Annotated in this window: 18 protein-coding genes and 1 pseudogene; 17 read left to right on the forward strand and 2 right to left on the reverse strand. The window is 69.9% G+C overall.

What is annotated here, in order from left to right:
* The first annotated feature begins 54 nt into the window (after positions 1–54).
* From ACWGI2_RS03395 to ACWGI2_RS03475, 17 genes and pseudogenes are all read left to right on the forward strand, one after another.
* A complete protein-coding gene (locus tag ACWGI2_RS03395; protein WP_453394441.1) occupies positions 55–735 on the forward strand; it encodes a GntR family transcriptional regulator in 681 nt (226 codons plus the stop codon).
* 204 nt (positions 736–939) lie between these two features.
* Complete coding sequence (locus tag ACWGI2_RS03400) at positions 940–2121, forward strand: ROK family transcriptional regulator (protein ID WP_160508408.1); 1182 nt, start codon at positions 940–942, stop codon at positions 2119–2121.
* A 160-nt stretch (positions 2122–2281) separates the two neighbouring features.
* Positions 2282–3799, forward strand: a complete 1518-nt coding sequence (locus tag ACWGI2_RS03405) for a sugar ABC transporter ATP-binding protein (RefSeq protein ID WP_453394442.1) — start codon at positions 2282–2284, stop codon at positions 3797–3799.
* Entirely contained in the window at positions 3796–4815 is a 1020-nt protein-coding gene (locus ACWGI2_RS03410; protein WP_453394443.1) for an ABC transporter permease, read from the forward strand. The genes ACWGI2_RS03405 and ACWGI2_RS03410 overlap by 4 nt, the downstream gene beginning before the upstream one ends.
* 45 nt (positions 4816–4860) lie before the next feature.
* A complete protein-coding gene (locus tag ACWGI2_RS03415; protein WP_453394444.1) occupies positions 4861–5910 on the forward strand; it encodes a substrate-binding domain-containing protein in 1050 nt (349 codons plus the stop codon).
* Between the two features lie 48 nt (positions 5911–5958).
* Positions 5959–7176, forward strand: a complete 1218-nt coding sequence (locus ACWGI2_RS03420) for a Gfo/Idh/MocA family protein (protein ID WP_453693518.1) — start codon at positions 5959–5961, stop codon at positions 7174–7176.
* Positions 7177–7188: 12 nt separating this feature from the next.
* The gene (locus ACWGI2_RS03425; RefSeq protein WP_453693520.1) at positions 7189–8190 is read left to right on the forward strand and encodes a sugar phosphate isomerase/epimerase family protein; all 1002 of its coding nucleotides are present in this window, start codon (positions 7189–7191) and stop codon (positions 8188–8190) included.
* A gap of 236 nt (positions 8191–8426) precedes the next feature.
* Positions 8427–10934 (forward strand): PQQ-dependent sugar dehydrogenase, encoded by a 2508-nt coding sequence (locus ACWGI2_RS03430; protein ID WP_453693522.1) that lies wholly within the window; start codon positions 8427–8429, stop codon positions 10932–10934.
* A 13-nt stretch (positions 10935–10947) separates the two neighbouring features.
* Complete coding sequence (locus ACWGI2_RS03435) at positions 10948–12312, forward strand: ThuA domain-containing protein (RefSeq protein WP_453693524.1); 1365 nt, start codon at positions 10948–10950, stop codon at positions 12310–12312.
* A gap of 128 nt (positions 12313–12440) precedes the next feature.
* Positions 12441–13583, forward strand: a pseudogene (locus tag ACWGI2_RS03440) (inositol-3-phosphate synthase); the annotation flags it as partial.
* 12 nt (positions 13584–13595) lie between these two features.
* Positions 13596–15317 carry an SCO3242 family prenyltransferase gene (locus ACWGI2_RS03445; RefSeq protein WP_453694643.1) on the forward strand — a complete coding sequence of 574 codons (1722 nt, stop codon included), beginning with the start codon at positions 13596–13598 and terminating at the stop codon, positions 15315–15317.
* A complete protein-coding gene (locus ACWGI2_RS03450; RefSeq protein ID WP_453693526.1) occupies positions 15314–16300 on the forward strand; it encodes a sugar phosphate isomerase/epimerase family protein in 987 nt (328 codons plus the stop codon). The genes ACWGI2_RS03445 and ACWGI2_RS03450 overlap by 4 nt, the downstream gene beginning before the upstream one ends.
* On the forward strand, positions 16297–16956 hold the full coding sequence (locus ACWGI2_RS03455; protein WP_453693528.1) for an EboA domain-containing protein: 660 nt from the start codon (positions 16297–16299) through the stop codon (positions 16954–16956). The genes ACWGI2_RS03450 and ACWGI2_RS03455 overlap by 4 nt, the downstream gene beginning before the upstream one ends.
* Positions 16956–17804 (forward strand): TatD family hydrolase, encoded by an 849-nt coding sequence (locus tag ACWGI2_RS03460; protein ID WP_453394453.1) that lies wholly within the window; start codon positions 16956–16958, stop codon positions 17802–17804. Before ACWGI2_RS03455 ends, ACWGI2_RS03460 begins: the two co-directional genes overlap by 1 nt.
* A gap of 3 nt (positions 17805–17807) precedes the next feature.
* Positions 17808–18977 (forward strand): metabolite traffic protein EboE, encoded by a 1170-nt coding sequence (gene eboE, locus ACWGI2_RS03465; RefSeq protein WP_453394454.1) that lies wholly within the window; start codon positions 17808–17810, stop codon positions 18975–18977.
* Positions 18974–20350 carry an alkaline phosphatase family protein gene (locus ACWGI2_RS03470; RefSeq protein ID WP_453394455.1) on the forward strand — a complete coding sequence of 459 codons (1377 nt, stop codon included), beginning with the start codon at positions 18974–18976 and terminating at the stop codon, positions 20348–20350. The genes eboE and ACWGI2_RS03470 overlap by 4 nt, the downstream gene beginning before the upstream one ends.
* 114 nt (positions 20351–20464) lie before the next feature.
* Complete coding sequence (locus tag ACWGI2_RS03475) at positions 20465–21619, forward strand: sugar phosphate isomerase/epimerase family protein (protein ID WP_453394456.1); 1155 nt, start codon at positions 20465–20467, stop codon at positions 21617–21619.
* Between the two features lie 74 nt (positions 21620–21693).
* On the opposite strand, the gene ACWGI2_RS03480 is transcribed toward ACWGI2_RS03475, so the two are convergent.
* Together ACWGI2_RS03480 and ACWGI2_RS03485 are read right to left on the reverse strand one after the other, a co-directional pair.
* Complete coding sequence (locus ACWGI2_RS03480; RefSeq protein ID WP_453394457.1) at positions 21694–23082, reverse strand: OFA family MFS transporter; 1389 nt, start codon at positions 23080–23082, stop codon at positions 21694–21696.
* Positions 23083–23207: 125 nt separating this feature from the next.
* Positions 23208–25352: an acetate--CoA ligase family protein gene (locus ACWGI2_RS03485; protein WP_453394458.1), complete on the reverse strand. Its 2145-nt coding sequence runs from the start codon at positions 25350–25352 to the stop codon at positions 23208–23210.
* Between the last annotated feature and the right edge of the window lie 3 nt (positions 25353–25355).

The raw sequence follows: 25355 nt of genomic DNA on the forward strand, positions 1-25355 counted from the left end.
CCATTGTGCTCAGTAGACTGTAGACAAAAGGCAATCGTCGAGGAGGGGACCGCGATGTTGTCCACAGGACTGCCGCAGGGGGCGGTGCCCAAGCTCGAACGGCCCGGTCCGCTCCGTGAGCGGGTCTACGAAGCGCTGCTCGAGCTCATCACGACCCGCGCGCTCCAGCCGGGCCAGCACCTCGTGGAGAGTGAACTGGCCGGGCACCTTGGGGTGTCGCGGCAGCCGGTGCGCGAGGCCTTGCAGCGGCTGAACACCGAGGGCTGGGTCGATCTGCGGCCCGCGCAGGGCGCGTTCGTGCACGAGCCGACCGAGGAGGAGGCGGACCAGCTGCTCACGGTCCGCACGCTCCTGGAGGCCGAAGCCGCCCGGCTCGCCGCGGCCAACACGGGCACGGCCGGGATCACCGCCCTGGAAGAGCTGTGCGCCAAGGGGGAGAAGGCCGTCGCGGACGGCGAGGTGGACCTGGTGGTGGCCACGAACGCGGGCTTCCACGCCAAGGTCATGGAGCTCGCCGGCAACGTCGTCCTCGCCGAGCTCGCCGGGCAGGTGGACCGCCGCGTGCGCTGGTACTACACGCCGGTGGCCCGGCAGCGCGGCAAGCAGTCCTGGATCGAGCACCGTCAGCTGATCGCGGCGATCGCCGACCGCGACGAGGGCCGGGCCACGGAGATCATGCGCGCGCACACGGAGCACACGCGCGAGACCTACCACCGGCGCGAGCGCGACGCCTGACGCTCACCTCTGAGGTCATGCGTGGGACACACCTGCCCCTCCCTTTGTCCTGTGACTGGAGAAAGTCATGGGTAATTCGTGCGCAACTTCTTCCCACTCCCGGCAGGCGCTGCTACGTTCCCCTCGAAAGCCCGGCGAGCTGAACGAAAGCCGGGCGTGATGACGTGAGTTGCCCGATGAGGCGGGGAGGGGCGCGTGAGACGTATGACGGCTCGACCCGCCAATGCGCACCAGGCGCGACTGCTGCGGCTGCTGCGTGACGGAGGGCCCAACTCCCGTGCCCAGCTGGGCGATCAGGTCGACCTCTCGCGGTCGAAGCTGGCCGTCGAGGTGGACCGGCTCCTGGAGACCGGACTCGTGGTCGCCGACGGACTCGCCGCCTCGCGCGGCGGCCGCCGCTCCCACAACATCCGCCTGGCCCCCGCCCTCCGCTTCCTCGGCGTGGACATCGGCGCGACCTCGGTCGACGTAGCGGTGACCAATGCCGAGCTGGAGGTCCTCGGCCACATCAACCAGCCCATGGACGTGCGCGAAGGCCCCGTCGCCGTCTTCGAGCAAGTCCTCGCCATGGCAGCCAAGTTGAAGGCCTCCGGGCTCGCGGAAGGGTTCGACGGCGCCGGTATCGGCGTCCCGGGTCCCGTCCGCTTCCCCGAAGGCGTCCCGGTCGCCCCGCCGATCATGCCGGGATGGGACGGCTTCCCCGTACGGGAGGCCATCAGCCAGGACCTCGGCTGCCCCGTCATGGTCGACAACGACGTGAACCTGATGGCGATGGGGGAACAGCACGCGGGCGTCGCGCGCTCCGTGGGCGACTTCCTCTGCGTCAAGATCGGCACGGGCATCGGCTGCGGGATCGTCGTCGGCGGTGAGGTCTACCGAGGGGTGACCGGCAGCGCGGGCGACATCGGCCACATCCAGGTCGAACCGGACGGGCGGCCCTGCGCCTGCGGCAACAAAGGCTGCCTGGAGGCGTACTTCAGCGGCGCGGCGCTCGCCCGCGACGCGGAGGACGCCGCCGGGCAAGGGCTCTCCCAGGAGCTCGCGGCCCGCCTGGAAGCCGCCGGGAAACTCAGTGCGGTCGACGTCTCCGCGGCGGCCGCCGCGGGGGATTCCACCGCGCTCGACCTCATCCGCGCGGGCGGCAACCGCACCGGCCAGGTCATCGCGGGCCTCGTCAGCTTCTTCAACCCGGGCCTCGTGGTGATCGGCGGCGGGGTGACCGGCCTCGGCCACACGCTGCTCGCCGCCATCCGCACCCAGGTCTACCGCCAGTCGCTGCCCCTGGCGACCGGCAACCTCCCCATCGTTCTGGGCGAGTTGGGGCCCACCGCCGGAGTCATCGGCGGCGCCCGACTCATCAGCGACCATCTGTTCTCACCGGCCTGACGGGCCGGTCCGTCCGACCCTCGCACCACCTCCGTACGACCTCTTGAGTACGCCTCACCCAGTACAGCGCCTTGCTCTGCCCTGCCCGAAATCGTCGGCCTTCCCCAAGCTCTCGGCTGCGCTCGAGCAGGGGATACCCCATTCGCCCAAGGGAACCGTCATGGCACCAGAACCACCGCTGCTCACCATGTCCGGCATCACCAAGTCGTTCCCCGGCGTCCGCGCCCTCGACGGCGTCGACCTCCAGGTCCAGGCCGGCGAAGTGCACTGCCTCCTCGGCCAGAACGGCGCCGGGAAGTCCACGCTCATCAAGGTCCTCGCCGGGGCCCACCAGCCCGACGACGGCGAGATCACCTGGCGCGGCGAGCGCACCACGCTCAAGTCGCCCATCGCCGCCATGCGCCTCGGCATCGCCACCATCTACCAGGAGCTCGACCTGGTGGAGGGACTGTCCGTCGCCGAGAACGTCCACCTCGGGCATGAACCGACGGCGGCCGGTTTCGTCGTGAAGGGGCGCGAGGCCAAGGCGTCAACTGCCGCCCTGCTCACGCGACTTGGGCATGGTGAGATCGATCCGGGCACGCTCGTCGGTGATCTCTCCGCCGCCCAACAGCAGATCGTTTCGATGGCCCGCGCGCTCTCCCACGAAGTGCGCCTCATCGTCATGGACGAGCCGTCGGCCGCCCTCGACCCGGACGAGGTCGACAACCTCTTCCGCATCGTCGGCGACCTCACGGCGGACGGCGTCGCCGTCGTCTACATCTCCCACCGTCTCGAAGAGATCCGCCGCATCGGCGACCGCGTCACCGTCCTCAAGGACGGCCGTGCGGTGGCGAACGGACTCCCCGCGAAGGAGACCCCGACCCGCGAGGTCGTCGCGCTGATGACGGGCCGCAACGTCGAGTACGTCTTCCCCGACCGACCCGTCGAACCGCCCCTCACCGAACCGGTGTTGAAGGTGACGGGCCTCGCCCGCGAGGGCGAGTTCGAACCCCTCGACCTCGAACTGCGCCCCGGCGAGATCGTCGGCCTCGCCGGACTCGTCGGCTCCGGGCGCTCCGAGATCCTGGAGACCATCTACGGCGCACGCAAGCCGTCCGCAGGTCAAGTCACCGTGGACGGGAAGCTGTTGAAGCCCGGAAGTGTCCGCGCCGCCGTCCGCGCGGGCCTCGGGCTCGCCCCCGAGGAGCGCAAGGCGCAGGCCCTGCTGATGCTGGAGTCCGTCACCAACAACGTGTCGGTCTCCTCCATGTCCCGTTTCTCACGCGGCGGTTGGATCGACCGGGGTGGCGAGAAGAAGGCCGCGCAGACCGCGACCCGCGAGCTGTCCCTGCGCCCCGACAATCCCGGCGCCCCCGTGCGCACGCTCTCCGGCGGCAACCAGCAGAAGGCCGTCCTGGCCCGCTGGCTGCTCCGCGGCTGCCGCGTCCTGCTGCTCGACGAGCCGACCCGCGGCGTGGACGTCGGCGCCCGCGCCGAGCTGTACGCCGTGATCCGCAGGCTCGCCGACGACGGCCTCGCCGTCCTGCTCGTCTCCAGCGAAGTGCCCGAAGTCCTCGGCCTCGCCGACCGTGTCCTGGTCCTCCGCGAGGGCCGCGTCGTCCATACGGCGCCCGCCCGTGACCTCGACGAACACCGCGTACTCGACCTCGTTCTCGAAGGGAGCCCGGCGTCATGACGCAGCCCGCATCGCCGCCACGGCCCGCCGCATCGAAGAGTCAACCGGCGGACGGCGCAAGCCCGTTGCGGACACTCACCGCACGAGCCGACGTGCGGACGCTGTCCCTGCTCGGTGTGCTCGCCGCGCTGGTCCTGATCGGCGGCATCACTCAGCCCGACTCGTTCCTGGACACCGACAACGTCCAGCTGATCCTCACCCAGGCGTCCGTCATCGGCGTCGTCACGGTCGGCATGACGTTCGTGATCATCTCCGGTGGCATCGACCTGTCGGTCGGCGCGATCGTCGCGCTCGCCTCCGTGTGGGCGACGACGGTCGCCACCCAGGAGTACGGCTTCGCGGGCATCCTGTTCACCGCGGTGATCGTCGGCATGGCCTGCGGCCTGGTCAACGGAGTGCTCATCGCGTACGGCGGGATGGTGCCGTTCATCGCGACGCTCGCCATGCTGGCCGCGGGCCGCGGCCTCGCCCTGCAGATCACCGACGGCAAGACGCAGATGGTCACCGTGGACGGGGTGCTGAAGCTCGGCGAGCGCGACTCCTACATCCTCGGCATCCCGCCGCTGGTGCTCGTCTTCGCGGCCGTCACCGTCGTCGGCTGGCTGCTCCTGAACCGCACCACCTTCGGGCGGCGCTCGGTGGCGGTCGGCGGCAACGCGGAAGCGGCGCGGCTCGCCGGCATCGACGTACGCAGGCAACGCCTTTATCTCTACCTGCTCTCCGGCCTCTGCTGCGGCATCGCGGCCTTCCTGCTGATCATCCTCTCCGGGTCGGGCCAGAACACCAACGGCAACCTCTACGAGCTCGACGCCATCGCCGCGGCGATCATCGGCGGCACGCTGCTCAGCGGCGGCCGGGGCACCATCACGGGCTCCGTGCTCGGCGTACTGATCTTCATCACGATCCAGAACATCTTCGCGCTGAACAACCTCCAGAGCGACGTCCAGCAGATCGCCAAGGGGGCGATCATCGTCGCCGCGGTGCTCGTCCAGCGACGTACGTCCTCCACTCACTGACCCACAGATCAGCAGACCCGCAGACCCGGAGAAGGGTTCACCGTCATGCCAGAGACATCCCCATTCGCGAGCCGCAGAGGGCTGCTCTTCGGAGCCGCCGCCCTGTCGACCGGTGCCCTCATCACGGGGTGCACCAGCAACGAGCCGAAGGACGAGGGCTCGGACGACAAGAGCCAGCCGGTCGCCGACGACAAGCCCGGCAAGAAGGTCACGATCGGCTTCGCGGGCCCGCAGGCCGACCACGGCTGGCTCAACGCGATCAACGACAACGCCAAGGAGCGGGCGAAGAAGTACTCGGACGTCACGCTGGAGTCCACCGAGGGCTCGAACGACACCGCCGCCCAGATCGGCCAGGTCGAGACGCTGATCAACAAGAAGGTCGACGTCCTGGTGATCCTGCCGGCCGACGGCAAGGCCCTCACCCAGGTCGGCCTGAAGGCCATGCGGGCGGGCATACCCGTCGTCAACCTCGACCGGGTCTTCGCCTCGCCGCAGGCCTACCGCTGCTGGATCGGCGGCGACAACTACGGCATGGGCCTCAGCGCCGGGCACTACATCGGCGAGAAGCTCAAGGACAAGAAGAACGCCAAGGTCGTCGAACTCGCGGGACTCGACAACCTCGAACTGACCAAGCAGCGCACGAAGGGCTTCGACGACGCCCTGAAGAACTACTCGAACATCGAGAAGGTCGCCCGGCAGGCCGCCGAGTTCACCGTCGAGTCGGGACAGCAGAAGATGTCCCAACTCCTCCAGGCCCAGAAGAACTTCGACGCCCTGTGGAACCACGACGACGACCAGGGCGTGGGTGCCCTGCGCGCCATCAAGCAGGCGGGCCGCGACGACTTCCTGATGGTCGGCGGCGCGGGCGCGCTCTCCGCCTTCCAGGCCATCGAGTCCGACAACAGCGTGCTCAAGGCCACCGTCCTCTACCCGCCGTCGATGGCCGCATCGGCCATCGACCTGGCCCGCGCGCTGGGCCAGAGCAAGGGTGTCAGCGGGATGGCGGAGTTCGAGATCCCGGCCTTCATCACGCTCTACTCGGCCGTGGTCGACAAGGAGAACATCAGCACGTACATGTCCACCGGCTTCAAGTGATGCGCGCGTCCGCACCCCCCACCGAGCGTTTACGAGGAGGAGTACCGCATGCGTGAGACGGAACACGAGGCCGGGACAGGGAAGCGGCGGCTGGGGGTGGGCATGGTCGGCTACGCCTTCATGGGCGCCGCCCACTCCCAGGGCTGGCGCACTGTCGGACGCGTCTTCGACCTGCCGGTGCAGCCGGTCCTCTCGGCGGTCTGCGGACGCGACGGCGCCGCCGTGCGCGCCGCGGCGGACCGGCTCGGATGGGCGGCCGCGGAGACCGACTGGCGCGCTCTCGTGGCCCGTGACGACGTCGACCTCATCGACATCTGCACCCCCGGCGACAGCCATGCGGAGATCGCGATCGCCGCGCTCGACGCGGGCAAGCACGTGCTGTGCGAGAAGCCCCTCGCCAACACCGTCGAGGAGGCCGAGGCGATGGCCGAGGCCGCCGAACGGGCGCGCACCCGGGGGCAGATGGCGATGGTCGGCTTCAACTACCGCCGTGTTCCGGCTCTCGCGCTCGCCCGGCAGATGGTCGCCGAAGGTCGCATCGGCAGCCTGCGGCACGTCCGGCTCACGTACCTCCAGGACTGGCTGGTCGACCCCGGCTTCCCGCTGACGTGGCGGCTGCGCAAGGACCGCGCGGGCTCGGGCGCGCTCGGCGACCTGGGCGCGCACATCGTGGACCTCGCGCAGTATCTGGTCGGGGAACCGGTGGCTGGTGTCTCGGCACTGACGGAGACGTTCGTACGGGAGCGGCCGTTGCTCGACGGGGCGTCCAGCGGGCTCACGGCGGAAGGCGGCACCGCGACCGGCCAGGTCACGGTGGACGACGCGGCGGTCTTCACCGGCCGCTTCGCGTCGGGCGCCCTCGCCTCCTTCGAGGCGACCCGCTTCGCCGCCGGTCGCAAGAACGCCCTGAAGCTCGAACTCAACGGATCCGACGGCTCATTGGCCTTCGACCTGGAGCGCCTGAACGAGCTCTCCTTTCACGATCACACGGAGCCCGCCACGTCATCGGGCTTCCGCCGCATCCTGGTGACCGAGCCCGGCCACCCGTACCTGGAGGCCTGGTGGCCGCCGGGGCACGGACTCGGTTACGAGCACACCTTCGTGCACCAGGCCCGCGATCTGCTGCACGCCATCGCCACGGGCGAGCAGCCCGAACCGTCCTTCGCCGCGGGTCTCTCCGTGCAGCGGGTGCTCGCCGCGGTGGAGGAGAGCGCGGCGAAGAACTCGGTCTACACCCCGGTAGCTTCCACCCCCGTCACGGTCTGAGGAGGCCTGTTCATGCCCCGCGACTTCACGCTGTTCACCGGCCAGTGGGCCGACCTGCCGCTGGAGGAGGTCTGCCGCCTCGCCCGCGACTTCGGCTACGACGGTCTCGAACTCGCCTGCTGGGGCGACCACTTCGAGGTCGACAAGGCGCTGAACGACCGTTCCTACCTGGACTCGCGCCGTCAGCTCCTCGACAAGTACGGACTCAAGTGCTGGGCCGTCTCCAACCACCTGGTCGGGCAGGCCGTCTGCGACGCGATCATCGACGAGCGGCATCAGGCGATCCTGCCCGCCCGCATCTGGGGCGACGGGGACGCGGAGGGCGTACGGCAGCGGGCCGCCCGCGAGATGGAGGACACGGCACGCGCGGCGGCGGCGTTCGGCGTCGACACGGTCGTGGGCTTCACGGGCTCGGCGATCTGGCATCTGGTGGCGATGTTCCCGCCCGCCCCGGAGTCGATGATCGAGCGCGGCTACGACGACTTCGCCGAGCGCTGGAACCCGATCCTCGACGTCTTCGACGTACAGGGCGTGCGCTTCGCACACGAGGTGCATCCCTCGGAGATCGCCTACGACTACTGGACAACACACCGTGCTCTGGAGGCGGTTGGCCACCGCACGGCCTTCGGCCTGAACTTCGACCCCTCGCACTTCGTGTGGCAGGACCTGGACCCGGTCGGTTTCCTCTACGACTTCCGGGACCGCATCTACCACGTCGACTGCAAGGAGGCGAGGCGCCGCCTGGACGGCCGCAACGGCCGCCTGGGCTCGCACCTCCCGTGGGGCGACCCGCGCCGCGGCTGGGACTTCGTGTCGGCGGGCCACGGGGACGTCCCCTGGGAGGACGTGTTCCGGATGCTCGGCTCGATCGCGTACGAAGGCCCGATCTCGGTGGAGTGGGAGGACGCCGGAATGGACCGCCTCCAAGGTGCGCCGGAGGCGCTGAAGCGCCTGAAGGCGTACGACTTCGAGCCGCCCACGGCGTCGTTCGACGCGGCGTTCGGCGGTAACTGACCGCCGTTCGGCGGAAACCGAGCCGCACGAGCGGCAGTCGCGCGGAGCCACTTTGTCCTGGGCAAGGAAAAAGCTGAACTTCATTGCTGTGCAAGGGCTTTCCGTCCCGGACAAACGTGGCTACCGTCCCTGATGTGTACAGGACATGAACCTTCCGGGGTGACGGCGCACCCCGGCGCCCAGCGCCCACCCCGCACCACACCCGCGTACGACCGTCCCCCTTCCGGAGGAACTCCGTGCACAGGAAACGCCTCAGACTCCGTAACACCCGCAGCCTTCGCAAGACCCTCGCGCTCTTCACCGGCACCCTGCTGGCGGGCGCCACGCTCAGCCTCACCGCCCCCACCGCGAACGCCGCCGACCCGGAGGCCGTCCGCGCCGCCCAGGAGCAGGCCGCCAAGGCCGCGGCGGCCCCGGTGGCCGAAGACTTCCAGCAAGTCACCCTCGCCAAGGGCGAGCCCGAGACGGGCGAGCCCATGACGCTCGCCGTCCTGCCCGACCGCTCGGTCCTGCACACCTCCCGCGACGGCACGCTGCGCCTCACGGACGCCGCGGGCAACACCAAGATCGCGGGCAAGATACCGGTCTACACGCACGACGAAGAGGGCCTCCAAGGCATCGGTCTCGACCCGAAGTTCAGCGAGAACCGCGCGATCTACCTCTACTACGCGCCCCCGCTCGACACCCCGGCCGGCGACGCCCCGGAGACCGGCACGGCCGAGGACTTCAAGAAGTTCGACGGCGTCAACCGCCTCTCCCGCTTCGTCCTGAAGACCGACGGCACCCTCGACAACGCCAGCGAGAAGAAGGTCCTCGACGTCCCCGCGAGCCGCGGCATCTGCTGCCACGTCGGCGGCGACATCGACTTCGACAAGGACGGCAACCTCTACCTCTCGACGGGCGACGACTCCAACCCCTTCGCCTCGGACGGCTTCACGCCCATCGACGAGCGCGCGAACCGCAACCCCGCCTTCGACGCCCGCCGCAGCGCCGGCAACAGCAACGACCTGCGCGGCAAGATCCTGCGCATCAAGGTCGCCGACGACGGCTCGTACACCGTGCCGGCCGGCAACCTCTTCGCGCCGGGCACCGAGAAGACCCGCCCCGAGATCTACGCGATGGGCTTCCGCAACCCCTTCCGCATGAGCGTCGACAAGCCCACCGGCACGGTGTACGTCGGTGACTACGGCCCCGACGCGGGAGCGGCCGACCCCAAGCGCGGCCCCGCCGGCCAGGTCGAGTTCGCCCGCGTGACCAAGCCGGGCAACTTCGGCTGGCCGTACTGCACCGGCAAGAACGACGCGTACATCGACTACGACTTCGCGACGCAGACCTCAGGCGCCGCCTTCGACTGCGCCGCGCCCAAGAACACTTCCGTGCACAACACCGGCCTGACCGACCTTCCTGCTTCGCAGGAAGCCTGGATCCCGTACGACGGCGGCTCCGTCCCCGAGTTCGGCTCAGGGTCCGAGTCCCCGATGGCGGGCCCCGTCTACCGCTACGACGCGGCGAACACCTCCCCGGTGAAGTTCCCGGAGGCGTACGACGGTGACTTCTTCGCCGGTGAGTTCGGACGGCGCTGGATCAAGCGCATCGAGCACGGCGCTGACGGAACGGTCTCGAAGATCAACCCGTTCCCGTGGACGGGCACGCAGATCATGGACATGGAGTTCGGCCCAGACGGCGCGCTGTATGTCCTCGACTACGGCACCGCCTGGTTCGGCGGCGACGAGAACTCCGGACTCTTCCGCATCGAGAACGCCACAGACGGCCACTCACCGGTCGTCGAGGCCAGCGCCTCCGTGACCAGCGGCCAGGCCCCGCTCAGGACCAAGTTCACCGCGAAGGCCACAGACGCCGACGGCGGCACGCTGACCTACGCGTGGGACTTCGGTGACGGCGGCAAGTCGACCCAGCAGAACCCCACGTACACGTACAAGAAGAACGGCGTCTACACCGCGACCGTGACCGTCAAGGACTCCACAGGGCGCACCGGTTCGGCCAGCGCGCACGTCACCGTCGGCAACACCGCACCCAAGGTGACCCTTGAACTCCCGGGCGACGGGCAGCTGTTCACCTTCGGCGACAAGATCCCCTTCAAGATCAAGGTGACCGACAGGGAAGACGGACCGATCGACTGCACGAAGGTCAAGGTCACACACATCCTCGGCCATGACAGCCACGGCCACCCGGTGACCTCGGCCAACGGCTGCGAAGGCACCCTCCAGACGTCCGCGGACGGCGAGCACGACCCGAACGCGAACATCTTCGGGGTCTTCGACGCCGAGTACACCGACAAGGGCGCGAACGGCCAGCCCGCGCTGACCACCCACGACCAGAACGTCGTCCAGCCCAAGCACCGCCAGGGCGAGCACTACAACGACTCCAAGGGCGTCTCCGTGGTGAACCACACCCCGGCGCACGGCGGCAAGACGGTCGGCGACATCAACAACGGCGACTGGATCTCCTTCAAGCCCTACATCCTCGGCAACGCCACCAAGCTGACCGCGCGCGTCGCGTCGGGCGGCGCCGGCGGCACGCTGGAGGTCCGCAGTGGATCGGCCACCGGAAACCTCCTTGGCAAGGCCCAGGTCGCACCGACCGGCGGCTGGGAGACGTACAAGGACGTGAGCACCGCCATCAGCAAGGCACCCAAGAGGACGACGACGCTCTTCCTGGTCTTCAAGGGCACGGGCACCGGAGCCCTGTACGACGTCGACGACTTCACCTTCACCACGAGCTGAGGAAGGGGTCACCATGCGCGCATCCGCACGGATCGCCACCGCGAGCGCCGCGGCCGCACTGCTCATCGGCTGTGTGTCGGGCCCCGCGGCGTCCGAGCCGGAGGGCAAGCAGGAGGGTGAGAGGGTCCTGGTCTTCTCGAAGACCGCGGGCTTCCGACACGACTCGATCCCCGACGGCATCGCAGCCATCAAGGAGCTGGGCGCGGCGGGCGGCTTCGCCGTCGACGCCACCGAGGACGCCGGAGCCTTCACGGCCAAGAACCTCGCGCGGTACGACGCCGTGGCCTGGCTCTCGACGACGGGCGACGTCCTCAACGCCGCCCAGCAGACCGCCTTCGAGGGCTACATCAAGAAGGGCGGCGGGTACGTGGGCGTGCACGCCGCCGCCGACACCGAGTACGACTGGCCCTTCTACGGCGGGCTCGCGGGCGCGTACTTCCAGTCGCACCCCGCGATCCAGCCCGCGAAGGTGCGGGTCGAGGACCACGGGCACCCGTCAACGGCACATCTGCCGGGGGTCTGGGACCGGACCGACGAGTGGTACAACTACCGCTCCAATCCCCGGGACCGCGCCCACGTCCTCGCCTCGCTCGACGAGTCGTCCTACTCGGGCGGCTCCATGTCGGGCGACCATCCCATCGCCTGGTGCCAGGACTACCAGGGGGGCCGCTCCTTCTACACGGGCAGCGGCCACACCAAGGAGTCGTTCGCCGATCCCGCCTACCGCACCCATCTGCTCGGCGGAATCCGCTGGGCGACGGGAGCGGCGCAGGCCGACTGCCGTCCGGAGAAGGGCTATACGCCGATCTTCGACGGTACGGCGAAGTCGTTGGAGGCCTGGAAACAGGCGGGCCCCGGCTCGTTCTCGCTGAACGAGGGCGACGGGACCCTGACGACCGTCGGCGGCATGGGCATGCTCTGGTACGACGGGGCGAAGGAGCTCGGCTCCTACTCTCTGAAGCTGGACTGGCGCATGGACGGCGACGACAACTCCGGGATCTTCGTGGGCTTCCCGGCCTCCGACGACCCCTGGTCGGCCGTGAACAACGGCTATGAGATCCAGATCGACGCCACCGACGTCCCGGAGAAGACCACGGGCTCCGTCTACGGCTTCAAGTCCGCCGACCTGAAGAAGCGCGACAAGGCGCTGAATCCGGTGGGGGAGTGGAACACGTACGAGCTCCGGGTCGAGGGCGAACGCCTTCGGATCTATCTCAACGGAGTGAAGATCAACGACTTCACCAACACGGATGCGGCGAGGAGCCTGAAGGACGGTCACATCGGCATCCAGAACCACGGTGCCGATGACCAGGTCTCCTTCCGTGACATCCGGGTGAAGGACCTGCCGGCCCGCACCGCGTCCGGCGCGGGCCGCTAGACGGCGGCGGGCGGAGGACGCCGGACCTCCGCCCGCCGTCTTTTCCCCGTCCGCCATCCTTCTCCGTCCGCCGTCTCATTCCCTGTTTCTTCCCTGCGCGTTCGCCGCGTGTACGACAGGAGGCAGCCGTGTCCCATCCCTCTTCTTCCCCATCGTCCTCCTCCTCTGGTGGCCTCACCGGGGTGTGGCTGATCGGGGCGCGAGGTTCGGTCGCCACCACGGCTGTCGCGGGGTGCGCGGCCGTGGCGGCCGGTCTGCACGCGCCGACCGGCATGGTGACGGAGACCCCGCCGTTCGCGGACAGTGGTCTGCCAACGTTGTCTTCGCTGGTCTTCGGCGGCCACGACGTGATGGAGTGCCCGCTGCCCAAGCGGGCGGAGCAGCTGGCCGCCGGGGGCGTGCTCCCGCACGGCGTCCCGTCGGCCGTGCGCGCGGAACTGGCGGCGGCCGACGCGGAGATCCGCATGGGCGGACCGCGCCGCGGGGACTCCGACACCAGGACGGACGAGGAACTGATCGCTTCCTTCGCCGCCGACCTCCGCGATTTCGTACGCCGCCGGGGGCTCGCCCGTGCGGTGGTGGTGAACGTGGCGTCGACGGAACCGCTGCCGGTGGAGGGCGAGGGGAGACTGCCCGCGAGCTCGCTCTACGCGGCGGCGGCCCTGCGGGCGGGCTGCCCGTACGTGAACTTCACCCCGTCGGCGGGCCTGCACCACCCGGCGCTCGCCTCTCTGGCGGCTTCGTCGGGGCTCCCTCACGCGGGCCGGGACGGCAAGACGGGCCAGACCCTCCTGCGCTCGGTCCTCGGCCCGATGTTCGCCCAGCGTGCGCTGGCGGTCCGCGCCTGGTCGGGCACGAACCTCCTGGGCGGAGGCGACGGCGCGGCCCTCGCGGACCCGGCCGCGGCGGCGGCGAAGAACGCGGGCAAGGAACGGGTGCTCGCCGACACGCTGGGCTCCGCCCCGGAGGGCGAGGTCCACATCGACGACGTCCCCTCGCTCGGCGACTGGAAGACCGCCTGGGACCACATCGCGTTCGACGGCTTCCTCGGCGCACGGATGGTCCTGCAGACAACTTGGCAGGGCTGCGACTCGGCCCTGGCGGCACCTCTGATCCTGGACCTGTCCCGCTTGCTGGCCCGCGCCCACGAGAGGGGCCTGACGGGGCCGCTAGGGGAACTGGGCTTCTACTTCAAGGACCCGGACGACGGCTCGTCCTCGGCCCTCGCCGAGCAGTACGAGGCGCTGGTGGGGTTTGGGGCGCGGTTGCGGGGGGGCTTCGGCATGAGGGGGGCGGGGGCTTCGGAGGGGGCTTCGGAGGGGGCTGAGCCTGGGGCCGGCAGGGAGGGTGAGGGCGCGGGGGATGGCCTGGTGAATGGTGAGGGCGAGGCTTCGCCGGGGTTGCGCCTTGTGGGCGGGGGTGAGGCTTTGCACGACCAGCGGGGCGGGGCGGATGGTGATGGTGGGGGTGTGGCTGCTGACGGTGACGGCGCGGGTGAGGCTGCTCGTGGTGACGGTGATGGTGGGCGTGTGGCTGCTCGCGGTGACGGCGCGCGTGCGGCTGCTCGCGGTGACCGTGGTGATGGTGCGGGTGAGGCCGTTCGTGGTGGCGGCGTGGGTGGGGGGCCGTGCGGGCCTGGCGGCCTGGGGGCCGGTAAGGACTGGGCCGAACTCCTGCGCGTCTCCGCCCTGTTCACCGTGCCCGGGGACGCCATCGCGGGCGCGGCGGCGGCAGGGCTTCGGCCCAACCGCCGCACCCTCCTCGCCATCGCCGCCTCACTCTCCCTCTACGAAGCGGGCATGGCCCTCAACGACTGGGCGGACCGGGCGGAGGACGCGATCGAACGCCCTCACCGCCCACTGCCGTCCGGCCGCATCGCCCCGTCGGCCGCACTGGGCGCTGCGGCGGCCCTGACGGCAGGGGGCCTGGCTCTGGCCGCGGCCGCGGGACGCCCCGCGCTGACGGTGGCGACCGGGCTGGCGGCCACGGTGTGGGCGTATGACCTGGGCCTGAAACACACTCCGGTGGGCCCGGCCGCCATGGCCACGGCTCGCGCCCTCGACTTGCTTCTGGGCGCGGCGGCCACGTCGGCGGGGACATCGACCGCTGGGCCGCGACGGCACCGGGCGGGTCGGCTCGGGGCGGGCACGCAGGCAAGGGTGGGGGAGCGGAGCTCCAACCTCCTGGGACACCTCGCAACCGTTCGTCGCGGCAGGGGGTTCAGTCTCGGTCTCGGTCCGGGGCCCGGACCTCGCGCTGCGGTGCCCACCGCCCTGGTTCTGGGTGCCCACACCCTCGCGGTGACCGCGGTCTCGCGCCGCGAGGAGCAGGGCGGCTCCACGGCGGCCCCACTCTGCGCACTCGCCGCGACAGCCGCGCTCACGCAACTGCTGGCCCGAAGCGGGGGCGCTGGCGGCGGAGTTGGCACGGTCGCTGGCGTCGGCACAGGGGCCGGTACGGGAGCCCGCGCTGGCATCGGCAGCGGTACTGGAGCCAGCAGCGGCATCGAGCCTGGGACCAGTTCCGGCGCGGGCACTGGGCCTGGAATCAGCCCCGGCACGGGCACTGGCACCGGCAACGGGACCCTTCAACTCCCGGTGGGTCGCGGGGTAGCAGCCACCCCCGGCCTGCCAGGTTCGCCCTCGGGGCAGCTGATCGGGACCCGCCTGGTGGGCCGAGCGGCGGGGCGAGGTTGGCGTACCGGCGGCGTGTTGGGCTCCGCTACGGGGAGCCCCAAAAGCGCTGCCTGGCGCACCGGAGCCCGCGGTGCTGTCCAGGCCGCGCTCGCCGCCACCTACGCGGCCACCGCCGCCCGCCCCCTCTTCCACGCCTCGCTCAATCCGTCGCCCCAGCTCACCCAGCGGGCCGTAGGCGGTGGCATCCGAGCCATGATCCCGCTCCAGGCCGCACTCTCCGCCCGTGCGGGAGCCCTGGGCCCCGCCCTCCTGACCGCCGCTCTGGCCCCGGCGGCCCGCAAGTTCGGCCGGAAGGTGAGCGTCACATGACGGAGACGACAGCCGGGACGAGCACCCCGCAGGCCCAGGCGACCGCGCGGAGTGTGAGCCCCGCCGAAGCGGGACCCTCCTCCCCCTTCCGCTTCGGATACGGCACCAACGGCCTCACCGACCTCCGGCTCGACGACGCCCTCGGCCTCCTCGCCGACCTCGGCTACGCAGGCGTCGGACTCACCCTCGACCACATGCACCTCGACCCCCTCGCCCCCGACCTCGCCGCCCGCACCCGCCACGTGGCCCGCAGCCTGGAACGCCTCGGTCTGACGGTGACGATCGAGACCGGCGCCCGCTACGTGCTCGACCCGCGCCGCAAGCACGGGCCCTCGCTCCTGGACCCCGACCCGGACGCGCGCGCCGCCCGGGTCCGCCTGCTGATACGTGCCGTGCAGGTCGCCGCCGACCTGGGCGCCCATGCCGTGCACTGCTTCAGCGGCGTCACCCCCGAAGGCACCCCAGAGGAGACTGCTTGGCAGCGGCTCGCCGAGGCCCTGGGCCCCGTACTGGACGCCGCGTCCGGCACCGGCGTACCTCTGGCCATCGAACCCGAACCCGGCCACCTCCTCTCCACACTCGCCGACTTCCATCGGCTCCGTCACGAACTGGGCGACCCCCAGCTCCTGGGCCTCACCCTCGACATCGGCCACTGCCAGTGCCTCGAACCGCAGTCCCCCGCCGACTGCGTACGCGCCGCCGCCCCCTGGCTACGGCACGTCCAGATCGAGGACATGCGCCGCGGCGTCCACGAACACCTCCCGTTCGGAGACGGAGAGATCGATTTCCCGCCCGTCCTCGAAGCCCTGGCCGCCACCGGCTACCAAGGCCTCACCGTCGTCGAACTGCCCCGCCACTCCCACGCCAGCCCCCAACTCGCCTCCCACTCCATCGAGTTCCTGCGCAAGGCGGCAACCGAAGCGACCCGCACAGCCCCAGTCGCCCCTACAACTTCAGCTTCAGCCAGAGGAGGAACCCCGTGACCGAAGCCCCCGTCATCGACGACCTCCGCACCCGCCTCGAAGCCACCCTCGGCGGAGCCGCCCGCGCCTGGCTGGACCAGGCCACCGCGGAGGCCACCGCCCACCGCGGGCGGCCGGCCCAGAACGAGACCCCCGTCTGGGAGTTGCGCTTCGCCGAAGCCGGGCGACGCTGCGGCCAGGACAACGCCGACGCCGCCCGCGTACTGCTCCTGCACGCGGCCGCCGCGGACCCGGCCACCCTCACCCGCGTCTACGAACAAGGCACCGCGGCCGAGCGCCGCGCCGTCCTGCTCGCCCTGCCCCACCTGATCCAGGGCCCGGAGGCCTTGCCCTTGGTCGAGGACGCCCTGCGTACCAACGACACCCGGCTCGTCGCCGCCGCCGTCGGCCCGTACGCCGCCCGGCACCTCGCCCCGCACGAATGGCGCCACGCGGTGCTCAAGTGCCTGTTCACCGGCGTCCCCGTGGAAGCCGTCGCCGATCTGGACCGGCGCGCCCGCGACGACGCCGAGCTCGCCCGGATGCTCGGCGACTTCGCCGGCGAACGCACCGCCGCAGGTCGCACCGTCCCCAGCGATCTGCACCGCGTCCTGGCCCTGACCACCGCCCCGGCGGCCCCCGAGACCCCTTCCACCGGCGAGGAGCAGGAGTCCTGATGCGCATCTTCGACCCCCACATCCACATGACGTCCCGTACCACCGACGACTACCAGGCCATGTACGCCGCAGGCGTCCGTGCCGTCGTCGAGCCCGCGTTCTGGCTTGGTCAGCCCCGCACCTCACCCGCCTCCTTCTTCGACTACTTCGACTCCCTCCTCGGCTGGGAACCCTTCCGCGCGGCCCAGTACGGAATCGCCCACCACTGCACCATCGCCCTCAACCCCAAAGAGGCGAACGACCCCCGCTGCACCCCGGTCCTGGACGAGCTGCCCCGGTATCTCATGAAGGACAACGTCGTGGCCGTCGGTGAGATCGGCTATGACTCCATGACCCCCGCCGAGGACGCGGCGCTCACCGCCCAGCTCCAGCTCGCCGCCGACCATGAGCTGCCCGCGCTCGTCCACACCCCGCACCGCGACAAGCTCGCCGGCCTGCGCCGCACCATCGATGTCATCCGGGAATCCGCGCTGCCCCTGGACCGGGTCCTCATCGACCATCTCAACGAGACCACGGTCAAGGAGGCCAAGGACAGCGGCTGCTGGCTCGGCTTCTCCGTCTATCCCGACACCAAGATGGACGAGGACCGGATGGTGGCCATCCTGCGCGACCACGGACCCGAGCGGGTCCTGGTCAACTCGGCCGCCGACTGGGGCAAGAGCGACCCGCTCAAGACCCGCAAGGTCGCCGACGCCATGCTCGAATCCGGGTTCAGCGAGGACGATGTCGACCTGGTGCTGTGGCGCAACCCGGTCGCCTTCTACGGACTCAGTGGCCGCCTCGCGCTCGACGTCACGGACACCGAAGCCACCCACGAGGGCAACTCCATCCTCCGCGGCGGGGCGTGAGCCATGCGCTTCCGGCACCCCGACGGCAGCGTCGTCCACCTCGCGTACTGCACCAACGTCCACCCCGCAGAGACCCTCGACGGCGTCCTGGCACAACTCCGCGACCACTGCGAACCCGTGCGCAAACGGCTCGGCAGGGACCGCCTGGGCATCGGCCTGTGGCTCGCCAAGGACGCCGCGCACGCCCTGGTCACCGACCCCGCCGCCCTGCGCGGCCTGCGCACCGAACTCGACCGGCGCGGCCTCGAAGTCGTCACCCTCAACGGATTCCCGTATGAAGGGTTCGGAGCCGAGGAGGTCAAGTACCGCGTCTACAAGCCGGACTGGGCCGACCCCGAGCGTCTCTCCCACACGACCGACCTGGCCCGTCTGCTTGCCGCCCTCCTCCCGGACGACGTCACCGAAGGCACCATCTCCACCCTTCCTCTCGCCTGGCGCACTCCCTTCGACACCACGCACGCCGAGGCCGCCCGCGCCGCCCTCACCGCGCTCGCCCAACGCCTCGACGCACTCGCTGAGTTGACCGGCAAGTCGATCCGTGTCGGCCTCGAACCGGAGCCGGGCTGCACCGTGGAGACCACGGGCGACGCGATCGCCCCGCTCACCGCGATCGGCCACGACCGCATCGGTGTCTGCGTCGACACCTGTCACCTCGCCACCTCCTTCGAGGACCCGCACACCGCGCTCGACGCGCTCGCCGCCGCGGGCATCCCCGTCGTCAAATCCCAGCTCTCCGCCGCCCTGCACGCCGAACACCCCCATCTCCCCGGAGTCCGCGAGGCCCTCGCCGCCTTCGACGAACCCCGCTTCCTGCACCAGACCCGCACCCGCACCGCGACCGGACTGCGCGGCACCGACGACCTCGGTGAATCCCTCGCCGGTGACGCCCTGCCCGAGACGGCACCCTGGCGCGCCCACTTCCACGTCCCCCTGCACGCCGCTCCCGCGCCGCCCCTCACCTCCACACTCCCCGTACTCAAGGACACCCTCGCCCACCTGGTCGGCGGGCCCGACCCCCGAACCCGCCACCTCGAGGTCGAGACCTACACCTGGCAGGCGCTGCCGCCCGAACTGCGACCTCGATCCCGCCCCCAGCTCGCCGACGGCATCGCCGCCGAACTCACCCTCGCCCGCGATCTCCTGACGGACCTCGGCCTGAAGGAACTCCCATGAGCCCCACACCCCTCCTCGTCCTGGACGTCGTCGGCCTCACCCCCCGTCTCCTCGACCACATGCCGCGCCTCAAATCCCTCGGCCAGTCCGGCTCTCAGGCCCCGCTGAGCACGGTCCTGCCCGCCGTCACCTGCGCCGCCCAGTCCACCTTCCTCACCGGCACGATGCCCGCCGAGCACGGCATCGTCGGCAACGGCTGGTACTTCCGCGAGCTCGGCGACGTACTGCTGTGGCGGCAGCACAACGGCCTCGTCGCCGGCGACAAGCTGTGGGACGCCGCCCGTCGCGCGCACCCCGGCTACACCGTCGCCAATATCTGCTGGTGGTACGCCATGGGCGCCGACACCGACATCATCATCACCCCTCGTCCCGTCTACTACGCCGACGGCCGCAAGGAACCCGATTGCTACACCCGGCCCCCGGCCCTGCACGACGAACTCACCGAGAAACTCGGTACGTTCCCCCTCTTCCACTTCTGGGGTCCCGGCGCCGACATCGTGTCCAGCCGCTGGATCGTGAACGCCACGCGCCACATCCTCGCCACCCGCCACCCCGACCTGGCCCTCTGCTACCTCCCTCACCTCGACTACGACCTGCAGCGCTTCGGCCCCGACGACCCGCGCTCCCACCAGGCCGCCGCCGAACTCGACGCGACCATCGCCCCCCTCCTCGACGAGGCGAAGGCGGAAGGCCGCACCGTCGTCGCCCTGTCCGAGTACGGCATCACCCGCGTGGACCGTCCCGTCGACATCAACCGCGCCCTGCGCCGCGCCGGCCTGCTCGAAGTGCACACCCAGGACGGCATGGAGTACCTCGACCCGATGGCGTCGCGTGCCTTCGCCGTCGCGGACCACCAGATCGCCCACATCTACGTGCGCAGGCCCGAGGACCTGGAAGCCACCCGCCAGGCACTCGCCGACCTTCCCGGAATCGAGCAACTCCTCGACGACGAGGGCAAGAAGGCACACCACCTGGACCACCCGCGCTCCGGCGAGCTCGTCGCCGTCGCGGAGCCGGACGCCTGGTTCACGTACTACTACTGGCTCGACGACGACCGCGCGCCCGACTTCGCGCAGCTCGTCGAGATCCACCGCAAACCCGGCTACGACCCTGTCGAGCTGTTCATGGACCCGCTCGACCCGTATGTGAAGGTCAAGGCGGCCAAGGCGGTGGCCCGCAAGAAGCTCGGCATGCGCTACCGCATGGCGGTCGTGCCCCTTGACCCGTCACCTATTCGCGGCAGCCACGGCCGCCTTCCCCTGAGCGACGACGACGGTCCGCTCATCATCAGCTCCACCCCCCATGCGTTTACCGACCGGATCGCGGCCACCGCCGTGAAATCCCTGCTCCTCGACCTGGCCGGTCTGGGCTGAGGAGCAGTTACAGAGAGTGAAGCACGCGTCACTGACAACGCGCCAGTGGCGTCCGCCCGCACGTCGAAAGATCCGGGAAAACCCCGAGAGTCCTAGAGCCCGAGAGAGGCACCCGTGACCGACTTCCACGACACTCCCGCCGACGAGGCCCTCAGACAGCGCCTCGGCATCAACCGCCGCCGCTTCCTCAGCACGTGCACCGCCGTCGGCGCCGGCGCGATCGCCGCGCCCGTGTTCGGCGCGGCGCCGTCCTTCGCCCAGCCGCAGACCAAGGGCGGGCACGGCCACGGCGGCGAACTGGTGCCCGCGAAGAAGCGCGGCATCATCCTCTACACGGTGCGTGACGCGACCGGCCGCGACCCGCTCGCCTCGAACCTGCCCTCCGGCTTCCGCGAGGTGTTCAAGGAGCTGGCCCGCTACGGCTACAAGCAGGTCGAGTTCGCGGGCTACGGCCAGCACGCCAACTCCCCCGGCGGCGCCAGTCTCGAGTCCGTCGAGGGTGCCAAGCTGCTGCGCTCCTGGCTCGACGACTACGGCCTGCGCGCCCAGGGCAACCACGGCTTCATACCGGGCTCCTGGCCGCTCACGCAGCCCGACCTCGACACGTTCAAGAAGCACCTGGAGATCGCCAACATCCTCGGCATGGACCACATGGGCACCGGCGGTGACCCGACCAACAGCTCGTACAAAGCCGATTGGGACGTCGCCGCCGACAAGTGGAATGCCATGGGCGCCATAGCGCGCAAGGCCGGCATCAAGCTCTACACCCACAACCACGACTCGGCGTACGGCTTCCTGCTCGACGGCGGCCCGCTCGACGCGCAGGGCCGCCCGACCCGCAGCTCCGGCATCCGCAAGCTGGAGTACTTCCTCAAGGCCACTGATCCGCGGGCGGTCTGGCTGGAGATGGACGTCTACTGGGCGCACGTCGCGCAGTACAAGTTCCACACGTACACCGCACACGACGGCTCCCAGCGGAAGAAGGTCTTCGACCCCGCCGCGCTCGTCAGCCGCAACAACAAGCGCTACCCGCTGTTCCACGCCAAGGACGGCACCCGCAACGACACCAGCGGCCAGGGCTACGACATGGTGGCCTTCGGCGAGGGCGTCATCGACTACCGCACCTTCTTCAGCCGGGTCGGCGAGAAGAATTACCACAACCCGATGGTCGAGCAGGACAACGCGCCCAGCGGCACCGATCCCGGCCAGTCACTGAAGCTCGCGAAGACCGGTTACGACAACCTGGCGGCTCTCCGCAAGAAGCGCTGAAGCCGTCCGCACACACAGCTCTCGCCGCGCGGAAACCGCGCGGCGAGAGCTGATGGACGTCGGGGGGCAGGCAGTCAGGCCATCTCCTCACCGAGGGGTTGCGGATTGGGTTTGATGCCTTTGTCCTTGGGCCTTCCGGGTTGGGAGAGGAAGAGCGCGATGAACCCGGCGAACAGGGAGATCGAGCCGGCCAGCGTGAAGGCCCCGGTGTGGCCCCAGTTGCTCACCACGACGGCGCCCATTCCGGAGCCGAGAAGCCCGGATACCAGCTTGGAACTGTAGACCAGGCCGTAGTTGGAGGCGTTGTTGTTCTCGCCGAAGTAGTCCGCCGTCATCGCCGCGAACATCGGGAAGATGGCGCCGCCTCCGAATCCGGAGATGCTGGAGAAGACCAGGAACAGCGGGAGGTTCTTGATGTCCGCGGACCATAGGATGCCGTACTGGGAAAGGCCCAGGACGATGCAGACGAATATCAGGCAGCGTTTGCGTCCGTAGAGGTCCGAGAGCCAGCCGATGACCCCTCGGCCCGTGCCGTTGACGATGGCCTTCAAGGACATGGCCGTGGCGACGATTCCGCCGGCGAATCCGGCTTCCTTTCCGATGTCCACCTGGAACGCGATGCCGAAGATGTTCACGCCGGATGTGCACAGCAGGCAGAACCACATCAGTGCGACCCGGCCGGTCTGCCACGCCTCCTTGGGTGTGTACTGGCGCACGGCGGGCGGGTTCATCGCCATCGCGCGCCTGGCCCGTGGGTCGTCCGGCGGCCGCAGCGGGTCCACGTCGGCCGGCCACCAGTTCTTCGGCGGGTCCTGGAAGAAGTAGCCGGCGACGGCGACCATCGCCGCCAGGAAGAGGCCGACGCTCACGAGCACCCAGCGGAAGTTCGTCAGGTCCATATAACCGGTGAAGATGAACACGAACGGCACCGAGCCGTAGGCGAATCCGCCGTTGACGAATCCGGTCTTTCCTCCCTTCCGTTCGGGATACCACTTGCCGACCATGTTCACGCAGGTCGCGTACACCATGCCGGCGCCCATACCGCTGAACATGCCGAAGCCGATATAGGCGACGATCACATGGGGCGCGAACGCCAGTGACACATAGCCGAGCAGCGTGCCGAGAGCGCCGCACATCATCGCCCAACGTGCCGGAAGCCTGCCGCTCTCGCGCAGCTTGCCCGCCGGGAAGGCCACCGCGGCCTGGAAGAAGACCCACACGCCCAGCATCCAGAAGATGTGGGTGTCGCCCCAGGAATGCGCGGTGTGCAGGGTGTCCTCGGCCGACGCGAACGCGTACTCGGCCGAGCTGATGCCCATCATGCCGATCCACGGCAGGATGACCATCCATTTGCGCTTGCGGCCCATGATGTCGATGTCGGTCTCGCCGACTCGGTACATCCGGCCGTTGGTGTCCGTCACCTCCCTGTACGGGACGGCTGTGGATATGTCGGTTGTCGTCATGTCGGTTCAGCACCCCTTGCGTCGAAAAGATCCTGGCCAGCGCCCCCTGTCCAATTCCTTTCGTGTGCGCACGGGTCCCGGGTCCTGCCGACGCGCACCGCCGGCAGGACCCAACACCGGTCACCTCATCGACCGCCCCCCAACAGACCGGCCGCCCGGGCCCACCGGTACTTCGCGCCGAGCGCGGCGACCGGTTTCTCCGTGGTGTACGGGTACGCCACGACGCCGCGCTCGAAGAGGTACTGGCAGGCCTCCTCCACCTCGACGTCGCCCGCCAGGGATGCCACGACGGGCTTCTCGATGCCACGCTCACGGAACTCCGCGATCACGCGGGCCGTTAGTTCGGCGAAGACCATGGGAGGGGTGACGATGGTGTGCCAGTAGCCCAGGACAAGTGCGTGAATGCGGGGGTCCTCGAGGCCGAGCCTGATCGTCGCCTCGTACGTCGACGGGGGTTCGCCCCCGGTGATGTCGACGGGGTTTCCCGCCGCCCCGAAGGGCGGGATGAATGCCCGGAAGGACGCGTCCAGGTCGTCTGGGATATCCATCAGCCGCAGCCCGTTGTCGGTCACCGCATCGGAGAGCAGCACCCCGGATCCGCCCGCACCCGTGATGATCACGATGTTGTCGCCCTGCGGGGTGGGGAGCACCGGCAACGCGCGCGCGTACTCCAGCATTTCGTTGAGGCCGGGGGCCCTGATGACGCCCGCCTGCCTGAGGATGTCGTCGTACACGGCGTCATCGCCCGCCAGGGCACCCGTGTGCGATCCGGCGGCCTTCGCCCCGGCTGCCGTACGTCCGGCCTTCAGGACCACGACAGGCTTCTTCGGGACGGTCGCCCGGGCGGCCTCCACGAAGGCGCGGCCGTCCTTGAGGTCCTCCAAGTGCATGGCGATGCACTTGGTGTTGGGGTCCTCGCCGAACCACGTGAGGAGGTCGTCCTCGTCCAGGTCGGACTTGTTGCCGAGCCCGACGATCGCCGAGACGCCCGTCTTCGTAGTGCGCGCGAAGCCGAGGATGGCCATCCCGATGCCACCGGACTGACTCGTCAGGGCGACCCCGCCCTTGACGTCGTACGGCGTGCAGAACGTGGCGCACAGGTCCTGCCACGTCGAGTAGTAGCCGTAGATGTTCGGGCCGAGCAGCCGCACTCCGTGCCGCTCGCCGATCTCGACGATCTCGTCCTGGAGGGCCTGTTCACCGGTCTCGGCGAACCCGGAGGGGATCAGGACCGCGTTGGGGATGCCCTTGCGACCCACCTCCTCCAAGGCCGACGCCACGAACTTGGCGGGGATCGCGAAGACCGCCACATCCACCTCACCGGGAACGTCCGTGACACTCTTGTACGCCTTGCGGCCCAAGATGTCATCGGCCTTGGGGTTCACCGGATGGATCTCGCCGGAGAAGCCGCCGTCGATGAGGTTGCGCATCACCGAATTACCGATCTTGCCCTGCTCGTTGGAGGCGCCGATCACGGCGACGGAGCGGGGCTCCATCAGCCGCCGCATCGACGTGAGCATCTCCTCGCGCGTGTAGGTACGGCGCTTCTTCGGAACCCCTTCCGCGAGGATGACGCGGATGTCCGCTGCGATCGCGCCCTCCGGAGTGGCGATCACCGGGTTGAGGTCCACCTCGGCGATCTCCGGGAAGTCGGTGACCAGTTGGGACACCCGGCGTATCTGCTCGGCGACGGCCCACCGGTCCACCGCGGGCGCGCCCCGCACGCCCCTCAGGACCTCGGCCGCGCGGATCGAGTCGAGCATCGAGGCGGCCTCGTCCGCGTCGACCGGCGCGAGACGGAACGTGACGTCCTTGAGGACTTCGACGAGTACGCCGCCGAGCCCGAACGCGACGACCTTCCCGAACGTCGGATCGGTCACCGCCCCGACGATCACTTCCTGGCCGGACGGCAGCAGCTCCTGCACCTGCACGCCCTCGATTCGTGCATCCGGCGCGTACGCGCGCGCGTTCTCGACGATTTCGTGGAAGGCGGCCCGCACGTCGGTGGCGCCTTCCACGCCGACGATGACGCCGCCCGCGTCGGTCTTGTGCAGGATGTCGGGGGAGACGATCTTCATGACGACGGGCCCTTCGAAGCGGGACGCGTGCGCGACCGCCTCGTCCACGTCCGTCGCAAGCTCCTCGCCCGGCACGGCGATCCCGTACGCGTCCGCGAGGATCTTGCCCTCCGGCGCCGTCAGCGAGGTCCGTCCCTCGGCGCGCACGGTGTCGAGGAGCGCCCGCACCGTCAGTGCGCGGTCTTCGGCCATCAC

The sequence above is a fragment of the Streptomyces sp. NPDC054866 genome, assembly GCF_053610745.1.